The sequence below is a fragment of the Bradyrhizobium sp. 186 genome (assembly GCF_023101685.1).
In the GTDB taxonomy this organism is placed as follows: Bacteria; Pseudomonadota; Alphaproteobacteria; order Rhizobiales; family Xanthobacteraceae; genus Bradyrhizobium.
Genome location: NZ_CP082164.1, coordinates 312,968 through 330,022 on the forward strand (window position 1 = coordinate 312,968; position 17,055 = coordinate 330,022).

A 17,055-nucleotide genomic window follows, 5' to 3' on the forward strand; every position below is an offset into this window, starting at 1 on the left:
CTAGGATCGGCGGCACAAAAAGAGGGAACCCGCATGGGCCATATCGATCCGACCAAGGAGATTTTCGCGCAATTCCGGGAGAACGACCGCCCCGGCCCGATCCACATGCTCAACCTGGTACGGCTGCGCAAAGAGGCGGCCTATCCGGACGGCCGCAAGGCAAGCGGCGCGGAAGCCTATGCGGCCTATGGCCGCGAGAGCGGCCCGGTGTTCGAACGCCTCGGCGGCCGCATCGTCTGGCAAGGCAAATTCGAGTTGATGCTGATCGGTCCGCAGGAAGAGCGCTGGGACCACTGCTTCATCGCCGAATATCCAAGCGTCAGCGCCTTCGTCGAGATGATCCGCGATTCCGTCTATCGCGAAGCGGTCAAGCATCGCCAAGCCGCGGTGGAGGATTCGCTGCTGATCCGGCACGCGGTGCTGCCGGTGGGGAAGAACTTTGGCGAGGTGCCGGATTGATTTCCCGTCATGGCCGGGCTTGACCCGGCCATCCACGCCCTTTCTTTGTCGGCCTAAGAACGTGGATGCCCGGGACAAGCCCGGGCACGACGTCGTTGAGACACTCTTGCCTTTGACTAACCCGCCGGACCTGCATCTTCCAGGATCGGGCCGAACAGCTCCCAGCGCTCGCCGTTGAACTTCATCATCTGAAGCTGCTTGTTGACGCGGTAGTCGGTCGGCGAGGTGTTGGCCTTGATGCCGGGCAGCGCGATGTCGCTGGTGACGTCCTTGAGCGAAGCGGCCTGCTTCATGACGTTTTCGCGCATCAAGTCGTCGCCACACTGCTTCAGGACGTGAGCGAGAAGCTGGGCGGTGCCATAGCCGTAGGTGTTGAAGTTCGAGTCCTTGTCGCCGTCCGGATAGTACTTCGCCATGAAGTCAAAATACTTCTTCAGGCCGGCGTCGTCCTTCCAGGTCGGATCGAGCGGGTCCTTGCCGTAGTTGACGCTGATGACGCCCTTGGCGGCATCGAGCCCTGCCGGCTTTATCACCGCGCCGACCGAGGTGGCATTGATGTCGACGATCTGCACCGGATGCCAGCCGATCTCGGCGATCTTCTTGATTGCCTGCGCGGCCTGCTTCGGCGTGGTGGCGCTGAAGAACAGATCGGCGCCGGCATCCTTGATCTTGAGGATCTGCGAGTCGATGGTCGGATCGGAGACCTCGTAGGAGGCTTCCGTGACGATCATCTTGGCAGCGTTGCCGCCAAGGCCGGCCTTGATGCCGTTCAGATAGTCCTTGCCGAGATCGTCGTTCTGATAGATCACGCCGATCTTTGCGTTCGGATATTCCTTCAGGATGTACTGGCCGTAGATGCTGCCCTCGACGAAATAGTTGGGGTTGTAGCCCATCGTCCACGGGAAATTCTTCGGGTTGGTGAACTTCGAGGCGCCGGTGGCCGCGAACAGCTGCGGCACCTTCTTGGAATTGAGATATTTCTGCACGGCCGCGTTCGAAGGCGTGCCGATGATCTGGAAGGTCAGGAGCACCTCGTCGCTCTCGACCAGCTTGCGCACCTACTCCACCGCTTTCGGTGGCGAATAGGCGTCGTCATACTGGATCAAATTGATCTTGCGGCCGTTGATGCCGCCCTGGTCGTTAATCATCTTGAAGTAAGCGGCTTGGGTCTTGCCAATCGACGCATAGGCCGATGCCGGTCCCGAGAATGGCACAGTCTGGCCGACCTTGATCTCGGTATCGGTCGCACCCGGATCATATTTTTTCTGGGCATTGGCCGCAGAGAGCGACAGCGCCAAAGCCAGCGCCGTTCCCGTGACCAGATGCCGAATTCCATTCCTCATACGCAGTTTCCTCGTTTTGTTTTTGTCGGTGATCTGCCGGGCGCGCTGCTGCGCGTCCGGCGTCATCGCTGCTCGGGAGTGTGGAGGAGCCGTTGCTGCAACGCAAGGTGGGCGCGTGCCCGCAGTTCGTAGGGTGGGTTACGCTTCGCCAACCCACCCTACGAAGCAGCTAACCCGCCGGACCTGCGTCCTCGATGATCGGGCCGAACAGCTCCCAGCGTTCGCCGTTGAACTTCATCATCTGCATCTGCTTGTTGACGCGATAATCGTTCGGGCCGGTGTTGATCTTGATGCCGGGCAGCGCGAAACTCGGCGTGAAATCTTTGATGTTGGCGACCTGCCTCATGACGTTCTCGCGCGTCAGGTCGTCGCCGCATTGCTTCAGCACCTGCGTCAGCAACTCGGCCACCGAATAGGCATAGGTGTTGACGGTGTTGAGCTTGTCACCCTCGGGGAAATACTTGTCCATGAAGGCGAAGAAGGCCTTCACGCCCGGATCGTCCTTCCACTGCGGATCGCTCGGCTCCTTGCCATATTGGGTCGAGATGATGCCCTTGGAGATGTCGAGGCCGGCCGGCTTCAGCGTCGCCGAGATCGGACTCGCATTGATGTCGAGGATGTGCACCGGCGTCCAGCCGAGCTCGGCCACCTTCTTGATTGCCTGCGCCGCGAACTTCGGTGTCGAGGCATCGTAGAAAAGATCGGCGCCCAGCGACTTCAGCTTGACCACCTGCGAGTCCACCGTCGGATCGGTGACCTCGTAGGAGACCTCGCCGACGATCATGCCGGCAGCCTTGTCGCCCAAACCGCTCTTCAGGCCCGCGAGATAGTCGCGGCCCATGTCGTCGTTCTGGTAGAGCACGCCGATCTTGGCGTTGGGGTGATTGGCGAGAATGTACTTTGCGTAGATGCGGCCCTCGGACACGTAGTTGGGATTATAAGCGATGGTCCAGGGATAGTTCTGCGGATCGTTGAAGCGCGCGGCGCCGGTGGAAGCCAGCAGCTGCGGCACCTTCTTGCCGTTGAGATATTTTTGCACTGCGGCGTTCGCCGCGGTGCCGATGAGCTGGAAGGTGAAGAGCACCTCGTCGCCTTCGACCAGCTTGCGCACCTGCTCGACCGTCTTCGGCGGCGAGTAGGCGTCGTCATACTGGATCAGGTTGATCTTGCGGCCGTTGATGCCGCCCTGGTCGTTGATCATCTTGAAATAGGCGGCCTGGGTCTTGCCGATATTGGCGTAGACGGAGTAGGCGCCGGAGAACGGCACGGTCTGGCCGATCTTGATCTCGGTGTCGCTCGCACCGGTGTCGTATTTCTTCTGTGCGATGGCTTGGCTGGCGGAGAACGCGAAGGCGAGCGCCGCCGTGGCAGCGATGAAGGCTCTGCGATTGTTCATCTTGGGTTTTCCTCCTGACGGAATTTTCGGTCGACGGTCTTTTTCCGTTGATTGCAACGGTCGCCATCGCTGCCGAAGATTGTGGAGGAAGGTCCGACGCCGCGCAAGGATCGCGACGCTGCGCCGTAGCGTCTCAGGCCAGGAACAGTGCTACCAGCGCGACCGCCGCCGGCAGGGCCTGGACGAGCAGGATGCGCGCGCTGACGGTTGCCGCGCCGTAAGCACCGGCGACGATCACGCAGAGCAGGAAGAACGCCTTGATCTGGAACGCGAAGGCCGGGTTGCCGTGCATGAGGCCCCAGATCAGGCCGGCGGCGAGGAAGCCGTTATAGAGGCCCTGGTTGGCGGCCAGCACTTTTGTGATCTCGGCCTTCTCCGGCGTCTGGCGAAAGACCTTCAAGCCCAGCGGCTTGTCCCAGAGGAACATCTCGAGGACGAGAAAGAAGACATGCAGGACGGCGACCAGCGCCACTGGGACATTGGCGATCAGAATCAAGTTGAGCTCCCCCAAAGCGTCAGCTTTCGGGTGGACGTTAGCATGCCCGGCATGGCAAGTGCGACACGTGTTTGGATGAAATGGTGTCGCAATGGCCGGCCGATCAGCCTATCCGTCCGAAAGCTTTGACCTCGATCGGCTGGCGACGCCGATCGGGATCGCCCTGCTTGTCACCGATGCGGAAGGCGCGCTGCGCGCGCTCGACTGGGAGGACTACGAGCACCGGATGCGCGAGCTGCTGCGCCTGCATTATGGCGCGGTCGAGCTGCGCGAGCGTGCCGCGGCGGCTGCGGTGAAGGCCGCGCTGTCGGGCTATTTCGACGGCGATCTCGCGCAGCTTGCGTCGATCGCATGGCGCGTCGCCGGCACGCCGTTCCAGCGCAAGGTCTGGACCGCGCTGGCGCAAATTCCCGTTGGCACCACGCAAAGTTATGGCGCGCTCGCTGCCAGGCTCGACATGCCCAAAGCGGTTCGCGCCGTCGGCCATGCCAACGGCTCCAACCCGATCAGCGTCGTGCTGCCCTGTCACCGCCTGATCGGCGCAGATGGTTCGCTGGTGAAATATGGCGGCGGCCTGGAGCGCAAGCGCTGGCTGCTGCGGCATGAGGGCGTGGAGGTTTAGCGTCTCTATCCCCTCGTCATTCCGGGGCGCGCGGAGCGCGAACCCGGAATCCATTCATCCACGTCATCGGTGGCGAGATGGATTCCGGGTTCGCCGCTGACGCGGCGCCCCGGAATGACGAAAGGAGAGAGGCGCGCGCTTGCCGCCCTCACGCCACCGGCTGAACCGCCTTGTCGCCGGCCATCACATGGGTCAGCGCGCTCTTGATCGCGGCCTGGCGTGTCGGAGCACTGATCTGGGCGCCGAGGAGGTCGGTGACGTAGAACACGTCGCGGGCGCGCTCGCCGAAGGTCGCGACATGGGCGGACGCAATGTTGAGGTTGAGCTTCGAGATCGCGGTGGTCAGCTCGTAGAGCAGGCCGGGGCGGTCGAGGCCGGACACCTCGATCACGGTGTAGCGGTCCGACCATTGGTTGTTGATGGTCACTTCCGGCTCGATCACGAAAGGCCGCGCCTTGCTGCGCACGGTGCGCCGCGCCACCACTTCCGGAAGACGCAGCTTGCCTTCCAGCACGTCCTCGATCATCTCGCCGATCCGGGTGGCGCGCCTTCCCTCGTCCTCGTCGCGATCGTACTCGCGGGAGATCGATATCGTGTCCAGGGCACGGCCGTCGGTCGTGGTGTAGATCTGCGCGTCGACGATGTTGGCGCCGGCCGAGGCACAGGCGCCGGCGATGATCGAGAGTAGCCAGGGATGGTCGGCCGCGAAGATCGTGAGCTCGGTGACGCCACGCACCTCGTCGAAGCCGACATTGATCGCGAGCTTGTGGCCGGCCTGCTCGCTGGAGCGGACGAAGCGGGCGTGGCGGATCTTTCGCGGCAGCTCGACCTTGAGCCAGTAGGCCGGATAGTGCCGGCCGATATAGGCGTCGAGCTCCTCCTTTGGCCATTCGGCAAAGGCGATGCGGAATTCGGCGTGGGCGGCCGCCAGACGCTTGCCACGGTCCACTTCCGAGAAGCCGCCGGTCAACACCGGCTCGGTCTCGTAATAAAGCGAGCGCAGCAGCTGCGCCTTCCAGCCGTTCCATACGCCCGGGCCGACGCCGCGAATGTCGGCGGTGGTCAGGATCGTCAGCAGCTTCATCTGCTCGACGGACTGCACCACGGCGGCGAAATTCTCGATGGTCTTGCGGTCGGACAGGTCGCGCGACTGTGCGACCGTCGACATGGTCAGATGTTCCTCGATCAGCCACGCCACCAGCTCGGTGTCGGCGGGGCTGAAGCCGAGCCGCGGACAGAGCCGCCGCGCCACCTTGGCCCCCGCAATCGAATGGTCCTCCAGCCGGCCCTTGGCGATGTCGTGCAGCAGCGTCACGATATAGATCACCGGCCGGTGCTCGGGCCGGATCTTGCGCATCAAGTCGCTCGCAAGCGTGAATTCCTCGACGCCGCCGCGCTCGATGTCCTGCAAGAAGCCGACGCAGCGGATCAGGTGCTCGTCGACGGTGTAGTGATGATACATGTTGAACTGCATCATCGAGACGATCTTGCCGAAGGCGCGGATGAACTGGCCGAGCACGCCGGTCTCGTTCATCCTCCGCAGCACGGTCTCGGCATCGTTGGAGGTCAGAATCTCCATGAATAGCCGATTGGCCTCGGGATTTTCGCGAAGCTGCGCGTTGATCAGGCCGAGCGAGCGCGTCACGTCGCGCATCGCATCCGGGTGGAAGGCGAGGTTGTTCTTCTGCGCCAGGCGGAAGATGCGGATCAGATTGACCGGATCGTGCTTGAACACGTCGGGCGCGGCGACGTTGATGCGGTTGTTGTCGACGATGAAGTCGTCGCTGTCGGGCACCCGCCGCTTCACGGCGGTGGGACGCAGCCGCGCCATCATCCGGCTCAGCACCGGTGCGGGCTTGGCCTGTTGATCCTCGAGCTTGGCGCAGAGGATGGCGGTGAGATTGCCGACTTCCTTCGCGACCAGGAAGTAGTGCTTCATGAAGCGCTCGACGTCCTGCATGCCGGGATGCGAGGTGTAGCCGAGCCGGACCGCGATCTCGCGCTGGAGATCGAACGACAGGCGCTCCTCAGGCCGCCCCGAATAGAAGTGCAGGTTGCAGCGCACCGACCAGAGGAAATCGGCGCAGCGGCGGAAGCTGCGGTATTCCTGCGCGTCGAACACGCCGCGCTCGACCAATTCGTCGGTGTCGCGGACGCGGTAGACGTATTTGGCGATCCAGAACAGCGTGTGCAGGTCGCGTAAGGCCCCCTTTCCGTCCTTGACGTTGGGCTCGACCAGATAGCGCGACTGGCCGCCGCGACGGTGGCGCTCCTCGCGCTCGGCGAGTTTTGCGGTGACGAATTCGGACGCGGTGCCTTGCACCACTTCCTTGTCGAAGCGCGCGACCAGTTCTTCATACAGCGGCTTGTCGCCGGTGAGGAAGCGCGTCTCCAGGATCGCGGTGCGGATGGTCATGTCGCCGCGCGCCTGGCGGATCGATTCATCCACCGAACGCGTGGCATGCCCGACCTTCAAGCCCATGTCCCACAGGCAATAGAGAATCGCCTCGGCCACCTGCTCGCCCCAGGCGGTCTGCTTGTAGGGCAGGATGAAGAGCAGATCGATGTCGGACTCGGGTGCCATCAAGCCGCGGCCATAGCCGCCGGTCGCCACCACCGCCATGCGCTCGGCCCCGCTCGGAATCGGCGAGCGGTAGAGATGACGGGTCGCCGCCGAATACAGAATGCGAATGATCTCGTCTTGCACATGGCACAGCCGCTCGGCGCAGCGCCGGCCGTGACGGTCCTTGAGCAGGATTGCCTGCGCCGCGGCGCGCGCCGCCATCAGTTCGGCCTTGAGCAGTTGCGCAACCGCAGTGCGGAACGCGTCCTCGCGGCCCTGATGCTTTTCGGCAAGTGCGTCGACCGCGGCGGTGATCCGCGCGGTGTCGAAGCGATCATCCGCCTCTGCCTTGTGCTCAGTCGCGACGCTGTCCATGTCTCACCGGATATAAGAGGGGACAGGCGCTGTCACCCGCCATTCTCTCGCAATAGTCGTTCCATGCTTGGAAAGGCTGGCTTTGGGCAAAGTTGTTCTCGGCCGACGTGCTTTCGGAACAGGGATTTTCTGGTTGACCTCTAGATATAACTCATTGAAAAACAATGAAGTTTTAGGAGGGCCGGGCATGACCAAGATGACACGACGCATTCTGTTGGCGGGGGCCGTGGCTCTCGCTGTGACCCCTGCGGCAAGGGCGGCGGATCCGCTCAAGGAGATCCGCATCGACTGGGCGACCTACAATCCGGTGTCGCTGGTCCTGAAGCAGAAGGGGCTCCTGGAAAAGGAGTTCGCCAAGGACGGCATCACCATCACCTGGGTGCAGTCGGCAGGCTCCAACAAGGCGCTCGAATTCCTCAATGCCGGCTCGATCGATTTCGGCTCGACCGCGGGCTCTGCCGCGCTGGTCGCCCGGATCAACGGCAACCCGATCCAGTCGGTTTATGTCTATTCCCGCCCCGAATGGACGGCGCTTGTCACCGCCAAAGAGTCCAAGATCGCGAGCGTGGCTGATCTCAAGGGCAAGCGAGTTGCGGTGACGCGGGCACCGATCCGCACATCTTCCTGGTGCGTGCGCTGCTCGGTGCGGGCCTGACCGAAAAGGACATCACGCCGGTGCTGCTGCAGCACGCCGACGGCAAGACCGCGCTGATCCGCGGCGACGTCGACGCCTGGGCCGGGCTCGATCCGATGATGGCGCAGGCCGAGGTCGAAGAGGGCGCAAAACTGTTCTATCGCAAGGCCGACGCCAACACTTGGGGCATCCTCAATGTGCGCGAGCAGTTTCTAAAGGACAATCCGGACATCGTCCGCCGCGTGCTCGCTGTCTATGAAGACGCGCGAAAATATTCGCTGGCGAATTACGACGACCTGAAGAAGACCTTCATTGCCGTCACGAAGTTGCCGGAGCCGGTCGTCGACAAGCAGCTCAAGGGGCGCACCGAGCTTACCCACAGCCGCATCGGCGCGCCGCAGCGCGAGTCGATCCTCGCCGCCGGTCTCGCGCTCCAGCAGGCCGGTGTGGTCGACGCCAAGGTCGATGTGAAGGCCACGCTCGATGCCCTGATTGACGATCAGGTCCCGCTGCCGACGAATTGAGGCGGACCCGTAGCCCGGATGGAGCGAAGCGAAATCCGGGATATCTTTGCGCGGCACGGCCCCGGATTGCGATGCGCTCTATCCGGGCTACGCAGCTGGAGAGAGGCGCGCCGCCGCCACAAACACCGCCGTCGTCCCGGGGCTCGAAGCGAGCCCGGGACCCATAACCACAGGGAGTGGTTTGACGCGAAGGCGATAACTCCGAGTCCCCGTAATCACTCCTTCCTGTGGCTATGGGTCCCGGATCTGCGCTCGCTCCGCTCGCTTGTCCGGGACGACAGCGGAGACTGCCGCACGCCCTTGCATTCCCTGATCAGACGCGCTTGCTATGGCCATGATCTCTGAAGCGCCAGTCCTGCAACAAACCTCGGAGCAAGCCGAGGTCGCGCCCGCGCCCTCGCGCTATGCGCGGCCGATGCTGGGACTGCTGCTGCCACTTGCTCTCGCGCTCGGCTGGGAACTCGTGGTCTGGCTTGGCTGGTCCAACGGCCGGTTGGTGCCGCCGCCCTCGCGGGTCTTCGCCACCATCTTGGAGCTCGCCCGTTCCGGCGAACTGATCCGCCACATCGCCGCGACGCTGTGGCGCGTCGGCCTCGGCTTTGCGTTCGGCGTGGTCGCGGGCACGCTGCTCGGCGCCATCTCCGGCTATTGGTCGCTCGCGCGCCGTCTGCTCGATCCGACCGTGCAGGCCCTGCGCGCGATCCCGTCGCTCGCCTGGGTGCCGCTGTTCATCCTCTGGCTCGGCATCTTCGAGACCTCGAAAATTGTGCTGATCGCGGTCGGCGTGTTCTTCCCGGTCTATCTCGGCGTCATGGGCGCGATCCTCATCGTTGATCGCAAGATCGTCGAGGTCGGCCGCACCTTTCGTCTTTCCGGACCGGCCATGATCCGCCGCATCCTGCTGCCCGCGGTGCTGCCGGCCTATGTGGTGTCCTTGCGCGTCGGCCTCGGGCTTGGCTGGATGTTCGTAGTGGCGGCCGAATTGATCGGCGCTTCCGAAGGCCTCGGCTATCTCCTGCTCGACGGCCAGCAGCTCGGCAAGCCCGCGCAGATCCTGGCTGCGATCGTGATCTTCGCCATTCTCGGCAAGCTCACCGACTGGCTGATCGAGGTCGGGGCGGCGCCGTTCCTGCGCTGGCAGGACGCTTTCGGGCGCACGAAGGAAGCTTAGTCATGCTGGCGCTCGACCGGGTCAGCAAGACCTATCCAAACGGCGTGCAGGCGCTGGCGCGCTTCTCGGCCGAGATCAGGCAAGGCGAGATCGTCGCCATCATCGGTGGCTCCGGCTGCGGTAAGTCCACGCTGCTACGCGCGGTCGCCGGGCTCGATCGTGCGAGCTCCGGCACGGTGGCGCTCGACAACGAGGCGATCGCTTCGCCGCACGCCAAGATAGGCATCATCTTCCAGGAGCCGCGGCTGCTACCCTGGCTCAGCGTCGCCGACAATATCGGTTTCGGCCTCGCCGGCCTGCCCGCAGCGGAACGGCGCGAGAAAGTGGCACGTGCGCTCGCGCGCGTTGGACTTGCCGACAAGGCGGAGGCCTGGCCGCGCGAACTCTCAGGCGGGCAGGCGCAGCGCGTCGCGATCGCACGCGCGCTGGTGCCGCAGCCCGAGGTGCTCTTGCTCGACGAGCCCTTCTCCGCGCTCGACGCCTTCACCCGCCGCGACCTTCAGGACCATCTGCTCGACCTCTGGGCGGACACGCGCCCGACACTCATCCTCGTCACCCATGACGTCGACGAGGCCGTGGTGCTGGCCGATCGCGTGCTGGTGATGCGGCCGCGGCCGGGCCGGCTGTTCGACCAGATCGAAATCAATCTGGCGCGTCCGCGCGACCGCAATTCGCCGCTGTTCGAGAATTTCAAGCGCAGTGTGCTGACGTCGCTCGACCGTTCGCTCGACCGCAGCGTGCCTGACCGGGACGCAACCCAGGGTCCCGGCCAGGCCATGTGGTGGTGACAATTTCGCTCCAAGCCGGTACATCGAGGGGCAATTTTTCCGGGAGAGAACAAGATGGACGCCGCAGAACTGCGCCAGATGCAGGCCCCGATCAAGGAACGCTACAAGACCGATCCCAAGACAGCGATGATCACGCTGAAGGCCAAGGGCTCGACGGACAGTGAAGGCATCGCCTGCAAGGTCGAGACCGGCCGCGCCATCGCAATGGCCGGCCTGCATCCGGCCACCGGCGGCTCCGGCCTCGAGCTCTGCTCGGGTGACATGCTTCTGGAAGCGCTGGTCGCCTGCGCCGGCGTCACGATGAAGTCGGTCGCGACGGCGATCGAGGTGCCCTTGAAGACCGGCAACGTCTATGCCGAGGGTGATCTCGATTTCCGCGGCACGCTCGGCGTCGACAAGGAGACCCCGGTCGGCTTCGCCGAGATCCGCCTGCGCTTCGAGGTCGACACGGACGCGCCACAGGACAAGCTCGATCTGCTGCTGAAACTCACCGAGCGCTATTGCGTGGTCTACCAGACCATCAAGAACGGCCCGAAGGTCTCGGTGTCGATGCAGCGGATGTGAGGCGAGGGCCGCAGCCCGACAATCGGTGTCGGTCTGGCGAAAGCCAGCACGCGTTACCCCCGACACCAATTGTTTTGCGAAGCTGGTAACCACCGCCGTCCAACACAGCGAAGCCTGTGGTTATGGATCCCGGATCGGCGCTTCGCTTGTCCGGGACGACAAAGAAAAAAATGCCCCCCGAGCTCCACTTCATCCTCTTCCTCCTCCTGCGCATGGCGATCGCGGCGGCGTTCGTCGTGACGGCCTCGATCATCACCGAGCGCTCGGGCCCTGTGATCGGCGCGCTGGTCGCGACCTTGCCGGTCTCGGCCGGTCCGTCCTACGTCTTCCTCGCGCTCGACCATGACGCCGCCTTCATCGCGCAGGGCGCCCTGTCGAGTCTTCCGGTCAACGCGGCGACGATCTTCATGTGCCTCACTTATGTCGTGCTGTCGCAGCGGCACAGACTTCTGGTGAGTTGCGGCAGCGCAGTCGCGGTCTGGATCGTGCTTGCATCCATCATCCGTCAGTTCGACTGGACCTTGACGGCTGGGCTTGCCGTCAACCTGATCGCGTTCGGCATCTGCATTCCTCTCTTGGCGGGCTATCGCCATGTGAAGATGCCGCTGGTGGCACGCCGCTGGTACGACGTGCCGATGCGGGCTGCGCTGGTCGCAACCCTGGTCGCCATTGTCGTGTCGACCTCGGGCTGGGTCGGCCCCCGCATCAGCGGCATCATCGCGCTGTATCCCGTCGTCTTCACCAGCATGATGGTGATCCTGCATCCCCGCATCGCCGGTCCGCCGACCGCCGCGTTGCTCGCCAATTCCGCCTGGGGCCTGCTCGGCTTCGGCATGGCAATCGCGGTGGTTCACGTCGGCGCCGCCAACTTCGGCTCCACGATCGGCCTGAGCCTTGCGCTCGCCACCTGCATCGCCTGGAATTTGACGCTGTGGTGGAACGGACGTCGGAAGCGGCTGGCGGCGGCGTAATCGTTACCGTTTCGGCAGTTTTGCCTTCAACACATAAAGTGCGTCGAGCGCCTCGCGCGGCGACATCTCGTCGGGGTGCAGCGCCTTCACCGCGTCCATCAACAGCTCGGCTTCGCTCGGCGGCGCGGCTTCCGCGGCTGCGCGCGAGGGCACGGCGAACAGCGGCAGATCGTCGGCGAGCGCGCGCGCGGTCTGGCCGCGGTCCTGGGCTTCAAGTTTTGCCAGCACCGATTTGGCGCGTGTGATCACGGCCGGTGGCAGGCCTGCGAGCTTGGCGACCTGGATGCCGTAGGAGCGGTCAGCCGAGCCCGGCAGCACCTCGTGCAGGAATACGACATTGCCCTGCCATTCCTTCACGCGCACCGTCGCGTTGAACATCCGCGGCAGTCTTGCGGAGAGCGCGGTCAGCTCGTGGTAGTGTGTAGCGAACAGCGTGCGGCAGCGGTTGCTCTCGTGCAAATGCTCGATCGCGGCCCAGGCGATCGAGAGACCGTCGAAGGTGGCGGTGCCGCGGCCGATCTCGTCGAGGATGACGAGCGAGCGCTCGCCGGCCTGATTGAGGATTGCAGCCGTTTCGACCATCTCCACCATGAAGGTGGAGCGGCCGCGGGCGAGATCGTCGGCGGCGCCAACGCGCGAGAACAGCCGGTCGATGATGCCGATCCGCGCGCGCGAGGCCGGCACGAAACTGCCGATCTGCGCGAGCAACGCAATCAGCGCGTTCTGGCGCAGAAAGGTCGATTTACCGGCCATGTTGGGACCGGTCAGCAGCCAGAGCTGGCCGGACTTTTGCCCGGGTGCCGGCGAGAGATCGGAGGCATTGGCAATGAACGGCTCGCCGTTACGCTTCAAGGCCTGCTCGACCACGGGATGACGCCCGGCCTCGATTGCAAAGCCGAGTGAGGAGTCGACCTCGGGTCGCACGTAGTTCTCGTCGACCGCAAGCTTTGCCAGCGACGTTGCGACATCGAGCAATGCAAAGCCATGCGCCGCAGCACGCAAATCGTCGCTGATCGCCAGCGCCTTGGCGCACAGCCGCTCGAAGATCTCCAGCTCGAGCCCGAGTGCGCGGTCGCCGGCATTGGCGATCTTGGCCTCGATCTCGCCGAGCTCTGACGTCGTGAAGCGTACCTGGCCCGCCAGCGTCTGGCGATGGATGAAGGTCGCGTTGAGGGGCGGCGACATCAGCTTGTCGCCATGCTGCGCGGTCACCTCGACGAAATAGCCGAGCACGTTGTTGTGGCGGATCTTCAGGCCCTTGACGCCCGTGTTGTCGGCGTAGCGCGCCTGCATCGAGGCCACCACCAGGCGCGAGGCGTCGCGCAGGTTTCGCGTTTCGTCGAGCGCGGGCTCGTAACCGTGGCGGACGAAGCCGCCATCGCGCTTGATCAGCGGCAATTGCTCGTCGAGCGCACTGGCAAACTCTGCTGCGAGCTCTCGCGACGGCCGTTGCAGCGCCGCCATGACGGCAGCGATCTCTTGTGGCGGCTGGTCGATCTCGCCGAGCCGCGCCAGCGCCTGGTCGGCGGCCACGATGCCATCGCGAAGGCCGGCAAGGTCGCGCGGTCCGCCGCGGCCGACCGAGAGACGGGCCAGCGCTCGCGACATGTCCGGTGCGCCGCGCAAGATGCTGCGAATGTCTTCGCGCGCGGCCGAATCCGCAACGAAGCTGCCGACGGCATCGAGCCGTCGCGCGATTGCTGCCGCATCGGTCAGCGGCGCAGCCAGTCGTTGCGCCAGCAAGCGCGAGCCTGCCGACGTCACCGTGCAGTCGATGGCATCGAGCAGCGAGCCGCGCCGTTCGCCGGCAAGCGTCCGCGTCAGTTCGAGATTGGCGCGCGTGGCCGGATCAATCGCCATGGTCGCACCGGAAGCCTCGCGCGCGGGCGGCGACAGCGGCGGATGCTTGCCGACCTGGGTGCGGTCGACATAGGTGACGGCAGCGGCCGCTGCTGTGGCCTCTAACCGGGTCAGCTGTGCCAGCCCGTCCATGGTCGCGACCGCGAAATAATCGCACAGGCGCTTTTCGGCGGTGGCGCCGTCGAAGACGTCGCGGGTAAGCGGCGTCACGGCCGGCAGCTCGCGCAAGGTCGGCCCGAGCTCGCTGTCGTTATAGAGCGCGTCGGTGACGATCGCCTCGGTCGGATTGATGCGCGCCAGCGTGGCAGCGAGTTCGCCGCCCGAACATTCCGTCACCATGAACTCAGCGGTGGAGATGTCGATCCAGGCGAGCCCGAAGCGGTCGCCGCCGGCGGAGGAGCGGGCGCGCGCGATCGTCAGCAGATAGTTGTTGGCGCGCGCATCGAGCAGCGTGTCCTCGGTCAGCGTGCCCGGCGTGACCAGCCGCACCACGCCGCGGCGCACCACGCTCTTGTTGCCGCGCGCCTTGGCGGCGGCGGGATCCTCGGTCTGCTCACACACCGCGACCCGGTGGCCGGCGGTGATCAGGCGGTGCAGATAATCCTCGGAGCGCTCGACCGGCACGCCGCACATCGGGATATCCATGCCCTGATGCTTGCCGCGCTTGGTCAGCACGATGCCGAGCGTCTTCGAGGCGATCTCGGCATCCTCGAAGAACAATTCGTAGAAATCGCCCATTCGGTAGAACAACAGCAGGCCCGGATGGGCCGCCTTGATCTCCAGATACTGTTCCATCATCGGCGTCACGCGCGCGGCAGCTTCGGCCTGCGGCGCTGGCGTGGGTTCAGGTTCTGGCGTGGGAATGGGCTGTTGCAGTGTCATCAGAGCGTTTTCGAGTGAAGTGGCACCGGTTCGCGTAAAGAAAACGCGTCAAAAATAAGAGACTTGGAGTGCGGTTCTGACCGCGCTCCAAGCGGCGCAACCTACAAAATTTCGCTGCACGGTCCTATCGCTTTGGTCGGGGAGGGCGGGTTTTCCACGTTGTCCGCACCGCGGCATGCGTTGCCCGCGCGTGGGCCCCTCGGAACGTGCGCGAAACCGTCAATTGACCTGCCGCGGGCGCCCTCCTAAAACTCCGCCGTCATTGAAGAATTTTGGCCGAACCGCGGCATTCAGGGAGAACAGCGATGCGTGACGTCTTTATCTGCGATGCCGTGCGGACCCCGATCGGCCGCTTCGGCGGCTCGCTCGCCAAGGTGCGGGCCGACGACCTGGCCGCAGCGCCGATCAAGGCGCTGATGGCCAAGCATCCGAACCTCGACTGGTCGCAGGTCGACGAAGTCTTCTTCGGCTGCGCCAACCAGGCTGGCGAGGACAATCGCAACGTCGCGCGCATGGCGCTGCTGCTCGCGGGCCTGCCGGATTCGGTTCCCGGCCAGACCCTGAACCGGCTCTGCGCGTCCGGCCTCGATGCGGTCGGCGCCGCTGGCCGCGCCATTCGCTCCGGCGAGATCGAACTCGCCATTGCCGGCGGTGTCGAATCCATGACGCGCGCGCCCTTTGTGATGGGCAAGGCGCAGGAAGCCTTCTCGCGTTCCGCCGAGATCTTTGACACCACCATCGGCTGGCGCTTCATCAATCCATTGCTGAAGGCGCAGTACGGCGTCGATCCGATGCCGGAGACCGGCGAGAACGTCGCCGAGGAATTCCAGGTCTCGCGCGCCGATCAGGACGCCTTCGCGATCCGCTCGCAGCAGCGCGCCGGTGCGGCGATCGCGGCAGGATATTTCGCGGAAGAGATCACGCCGATCACCATTCCTGGCGGCAAGGCCGGCCCGATCACCGTCGACAAGGACGAGCATCCGCGCCCCGAGACCACGCTCGAAGCCCTCACGAAACTGAGGCCGATCGTACGCAATCCCGGCACGGTCACCGCCGGCAATGCTTCCGGCGTCAATGACGGCGCCGCCGCGATGATCCTCGCATCCGAGCTAGCTGTGAAGAGGCACGGCCTGACGCCGCGCGCCCGCATCCTCGGTCTGGCCTCAGCCGGCGTGCCGCCGCGCATCATGGGCATCGGTCCGGTGCCGGCGACCCGCAAGCTGATGGAGCGGCTCGGCAAGAAGATCAGCGATTTCGACCTGATCGAACTCAACGAAGCCTTCGCCTCGCAGGGCATCGCTTGCATGCGCCAGCTCGGCGTTGCCGACGATGCCGATTTCGTCAATCCGCACGGCGGCGCCATCGCGCTCGGTCATCCCCTCGGCATGAGCGGCGCGCGTCTCGCGCTGACCGCCGTGCACGGCATGGAAAAGCGCGGCGGCAAGCTCGCGCTCGCCACCATGTGCGTCGGCGTCGGCCAGGGCGTCGCGGTCGCGATCGAGAAGTTGAATTGACGGGACGCGCAGCATCCCGTCATCCCGGAGCCGCCCTTAGGGCGGAATCCGGGATCTCGAGATTCCGGGTTCAGCCCTGTCGGGCTGCCCCGGCATGACAGGGAGCTTCCCCCGATTAGTTATATCCTATAATGATTGGCGGAAGTGTAGACGACCGGCCGGACCAAAATGGCCGGGGAGGAGTTCGCCAATGACATTCATCTATCCCGTCGACAGCAACAAGGCGCATCCGCTGCCGCTGTCGCCTGAGTACAAGAGCTCGATCAAGCGCGCCCCGAACAAGCCCTTGATCCCGATGCGCCATACGTTGTCGGAGCTGACCGGCCCGGTCTACGGTCACGAGACCGTGCGCGAGGGTGACAACGACCTGACCACCCAGCACACCGGCGAGCCGCTCGGCGAGCGCATCATCGTGCACGGCCATGTGCGCGACGAGGACGGCCGCGGCGTGCCGAACTCGCTGGTCGAGATCTGGCAGGCCAATTCTTGCGGCCGCTACGTCCATGTCCGCGACCAGCATCCCGCGCCGCTCGATCCGAATTTTACCGGCGCCGGCCGCACGCAAAGCGATGCCGCGGGCTACTACCGCTTCGTCACCATCAAGCCCGGCGCTTATCCCTGGGGCAATCACCACAATGCCTGGCGGCCGGCCCACATCCATCTCTCGGTGTTCGGCCACTCCTTCGTCACGCGGCTGGTGACGCAGATGTATTTCCCGAATGATCCCTTGTTCCCGTTCGACCCGATCTTCAACTCGGTGCCGGACGAGAAGGCGCGCGCGCGGATGGTCTCGTCGTTCGATCTCGAGAACACCAAGCCCGAATGGGCGCTGTGCTACCGCTTTGACATCGTGCTGCGCGGCAAAAACGCCACGCCAATGGAGAACCACTAAG

At 64.5% G+C, this 17,055-nt stretch carries 12 protein-coding genes and 2 pseudogenes; 9 read left to right on the forward strand and 5 right to left on the reverse strand.

The genetic code is table 11. The features are described 5' to 3' along the window. Positions 1 to 33 precede the first annotated feature (33 nt). Positions 34 to 459, forward strand: a complete 426-nt coding sequence (locus IVB18_RS01460) for a DUF1330 domain-containing protein (protein WP_247987576.1) — start codon at positions 34 to 36, stop codon at positions 457 to 459. A gap of 116 nt (positions 460 to 575) precedes the next feature. Here the strand turns inward: IVB18_RS01460 and IVB18_RS01465 are convergent. From IVB18_RS01465 to IVB18_RS01475, 3 genes and pseudogenes are all read right to left on the reverse strand, one after another. Beyond that, a pseudogene (locus tag IVB18_RS01465) lies at positions 576 to 1,802 on the reverse strand (ABC transporter substrate-binding protein). 169 nt (positions 1,803 to 1,971) lie between these two features. Further along, positions 1,972 to 3,198 carry an ABC transporter substrate-binding protein gene (locus IVB18_RS01470; RefSeq protein ID WP_247987577.1) on the reverse strand — a complete coding sequence of 409 codons (1,227 nt, stop codon included), beginning with the start codon at positions 3,196 to 3,198 and terminating at the stop codon, positions 1,972 to 1,974. A gap of 133 nt (positions 3,199 to 3,331) precedes the next feature. After that, positions 3,332 to 3,688, reverse strand: coding sequence for a DUF1304 domain-containing protein (locus tag IVB18_RS01475; protein ID WP_247991937.1), 357 nt, complete (start codon positions 3,686 to 3,688; stop codon positions 3,332 to 3,334). Between the two features lie 97 nt (positions 3,689 to 3,785). Here IVB18_RS01475 and IVB18_RS01480 point away from each other — a divergent pair, with 97 nt between their 5' ends. Then, positions 3,786 to 4,316 carry a methylated-DNA--[protein]-cysteine S-methyltransferase gene (locus tag IVB18_RS01480; protein ID WP_247987578.1) on the forward strand — a complete coding sequence of 177 codons (531 nt, stop codon included), beginning with the start codon at positions 3,786 to 3,788 and terminating at the stop codon, positions 4,314 to 4,316. Positions 4,317 to 4,464: 148 nt separating this feature from the next. On the opposite strand, the gene IVB18_RS01485 is transcribed toward IVB18_RS01480, so the two are convergent. Beyond that, positions 4,465 to 7,254, reverse strand: a complete 2,790-nt coding sequence (locus IVB18_RS01485; RefSeq protein ID WP_247987579.1) for a [protein-PII] uridylyltransferase — start codon at positions 7,252 to 7,254, stop codon at positions 4,465 to 4,467. Positions 7,255 to 7,441: 187 nt separating this feature from the next. Here IVB18_RS01485 and IVB18_RS01490 point away from each other — a divergent pair. The 5 genes and pseudogenes from IVB18_RS01490 to IVB18_RS01510 all read left to right on the forward strand — a co-directional run bounded on the left by IVB18_RS01490 (position 7,442) and on the right by IVB18_RS01510 (position 11,906). Continuing rightward, positions 7,442 to 8,412: pseudogene (locus IVB18_RS01490) on the forward strand (aliphatic sulfonate ABC transporter substrate-binding protein). A 334-nt stretch (positions 8,413 to 8,746) separates the two neighbouring features. Next, the gene (locus IVB18_RS01495; RefSeq protein WP_247991938.1) at positions 8,747 to 9,583 is read left to right on the forward strand and encodes an ABC transporter permease; all 837 of its coding nucleotides are present in this window, start codon (positions 8,747 to 8,749) and stop codon (positions 9,581 to 9,583) included. 2 nt (positions 9,584 to 9,585) lie between these two features. After that, positions 9,586 to 10,371, forward strand: a complete 786-nt coding sequence (locus tag IVB18_RS01500; RefSeq protein ID WP_247987580.1) for an ABC transporter ATP-binding protein — start codon at positions 9,586 to 9,588, stop codon at positions 10,369 to 10,371. A gap of 54 nt (positions 10,372 to 10,425) precedes the next feature. Then, positions 10,426 to 10,935, forward strand: a complete 510-nt coding sequence (locus tag IVB18_RS01505) for an OsmC family protein (RefSeq protein ID WP_247987581.1) — start codon at positions 10,426 to 10,428, stop codon at positions 10,933 to 10,935. A gap of 170 nt (positions 10,936 to 11,105) precedes the next feature. Continuing rightward, positions 11,106 to 11,906 carry a hypothetical protein gene (locus IVB18_RS01510; RefSeq protein ID WP_247987582.1) on the forward strand — a complete coding sequence of 267 codons (801 nt, stop codon included), beginning with the start codon at positions 11,106 to 11,108 and terminating at the stop codon, positions 11,904 to 11,906. A gap of 3 nt (positions 11,907 to 11,909) precedes the next feature. Here IVB18_RS01510 and mutS read toward each other — a convergent pair whose 3' ends face one another. Beyond that, on the reverse strand, positions 11,910 to 14,648 hold the full coding sequence (gene mutS, locus IVB18_RS01515) for a DNA mismatch repair protein MutS (RefSeq protein ID WP_247987583.1): 2,739 nt from the start codon (positions 14,646 to 14,648) through the stop codon (positions 11,910 to 11,912). A gap of 305 nt (positions 14,649 to 14,953) precedes the next feature. On the opposite strand from mutS, the gene pcaF reads away from it, so the two are divergent. Both pcaF and pcaH read left to right on the forward strand, forming a co-directional pair. Then, a complete protein-coding gene (gene pcaF, locus IVB18_RS01520; protein WP_247987584.1) occupies positions 14,954 to 16,162 on the forward strand; it encodes a 3-oxoadipyl-CoA thiolase in 1,209 nt (402 codons plus the stop codon). A 190-nt stretch (positions 16,163 to 16,352) separates the two neighbouring features. Beyond that, on the forward strand, positions 16,353 to 17,054 hold the full coding sequence (pcaH, locus tag IVB18_RS01525) for a protocatechuate 3,4-dioxygenase subunit beta (protein WP_247987585.1): 702 nt from the start codon (positions 16,353 to 16,355) through the stop codon (positions 17,052 to 17,054). The last annotated feature ends 1 nt before the right edge of the window (position 17,055 follow it).

Coding starts and splice junctions, on each gene's coding strand:
- IVB18_RS01470 (WP_247987577.1), bottom strand. CDS start 3,198: ATGAACAATCGCAGAGCCTTCATCGCTGCCACGGCGGCGCTCGCCTTC.
- mutS (WP_247987583.1), bottom strand. CDS start 14,648: ATGACACTGCAACAGCCCATTCCCACGCCAGAACCTGAACCCACGCCA.
- IVB18_RS01495 (WP_247991938.1), top strand. CDS start 8,747: ATGATCTCTGAAGCGCCAGTCCTGCAACAAACCTCGGAGCAAGCCGAG.
- IVB18_RS01505 (WP_247987581.1), top strand. CDS start 10,426: ATGGACGCCGCAGAACTGCGCCAGATGCAGGCCCCGATCAAGGAACGC.
- IVB18_RS01460 (WP_247987576.1), top strand. CDS start 34: ATGGGCCATATCGATCCGACCAAGGAGATTTTCGCGCAATTCCGGGAG.
- IVB18_RS01510 (WP_247987582.1), top strand. CDS start 11,106: ATGCCCCCCGAGCTCCACTTCATCCTCTTCCTCCTCCTGCGCATGGCG.
- pcaH (WP_247987585.1), top strand. CDS start 16,353: ATGACATTCATCTATCCCGTCGACAGCAACAAGGCGCATCCGCTGCCG.
- IVB18_RS01500 (WP_247987580.1), top strand. CDS start 9,586: ATGCTGGCGCTCGACCGGGTCAGCAAGACCTATCCAAACGGCGTGCAG.
- IVB18_RS01480 (WP_247987578.1), top strand. CDS start 3,786: ATGGCCGGCCGATCAGCCTATCCGTCCGAAAGCTTTGACCTCGATCGG.
- pcaF (WP_247987584.1), top strand. CDS start 14,954: ATGCGTGACGTCTTTATCTGCGATGCCGTGCGGACCCCGATCGGCCGC.
- IVB18_RS01485 (WP_247987579.1), bottom strand. CDS start 7,254: ATGGACAGCGTCGCGACTGAGCACAAGGCAGAGGCGGATGATCGCTTC.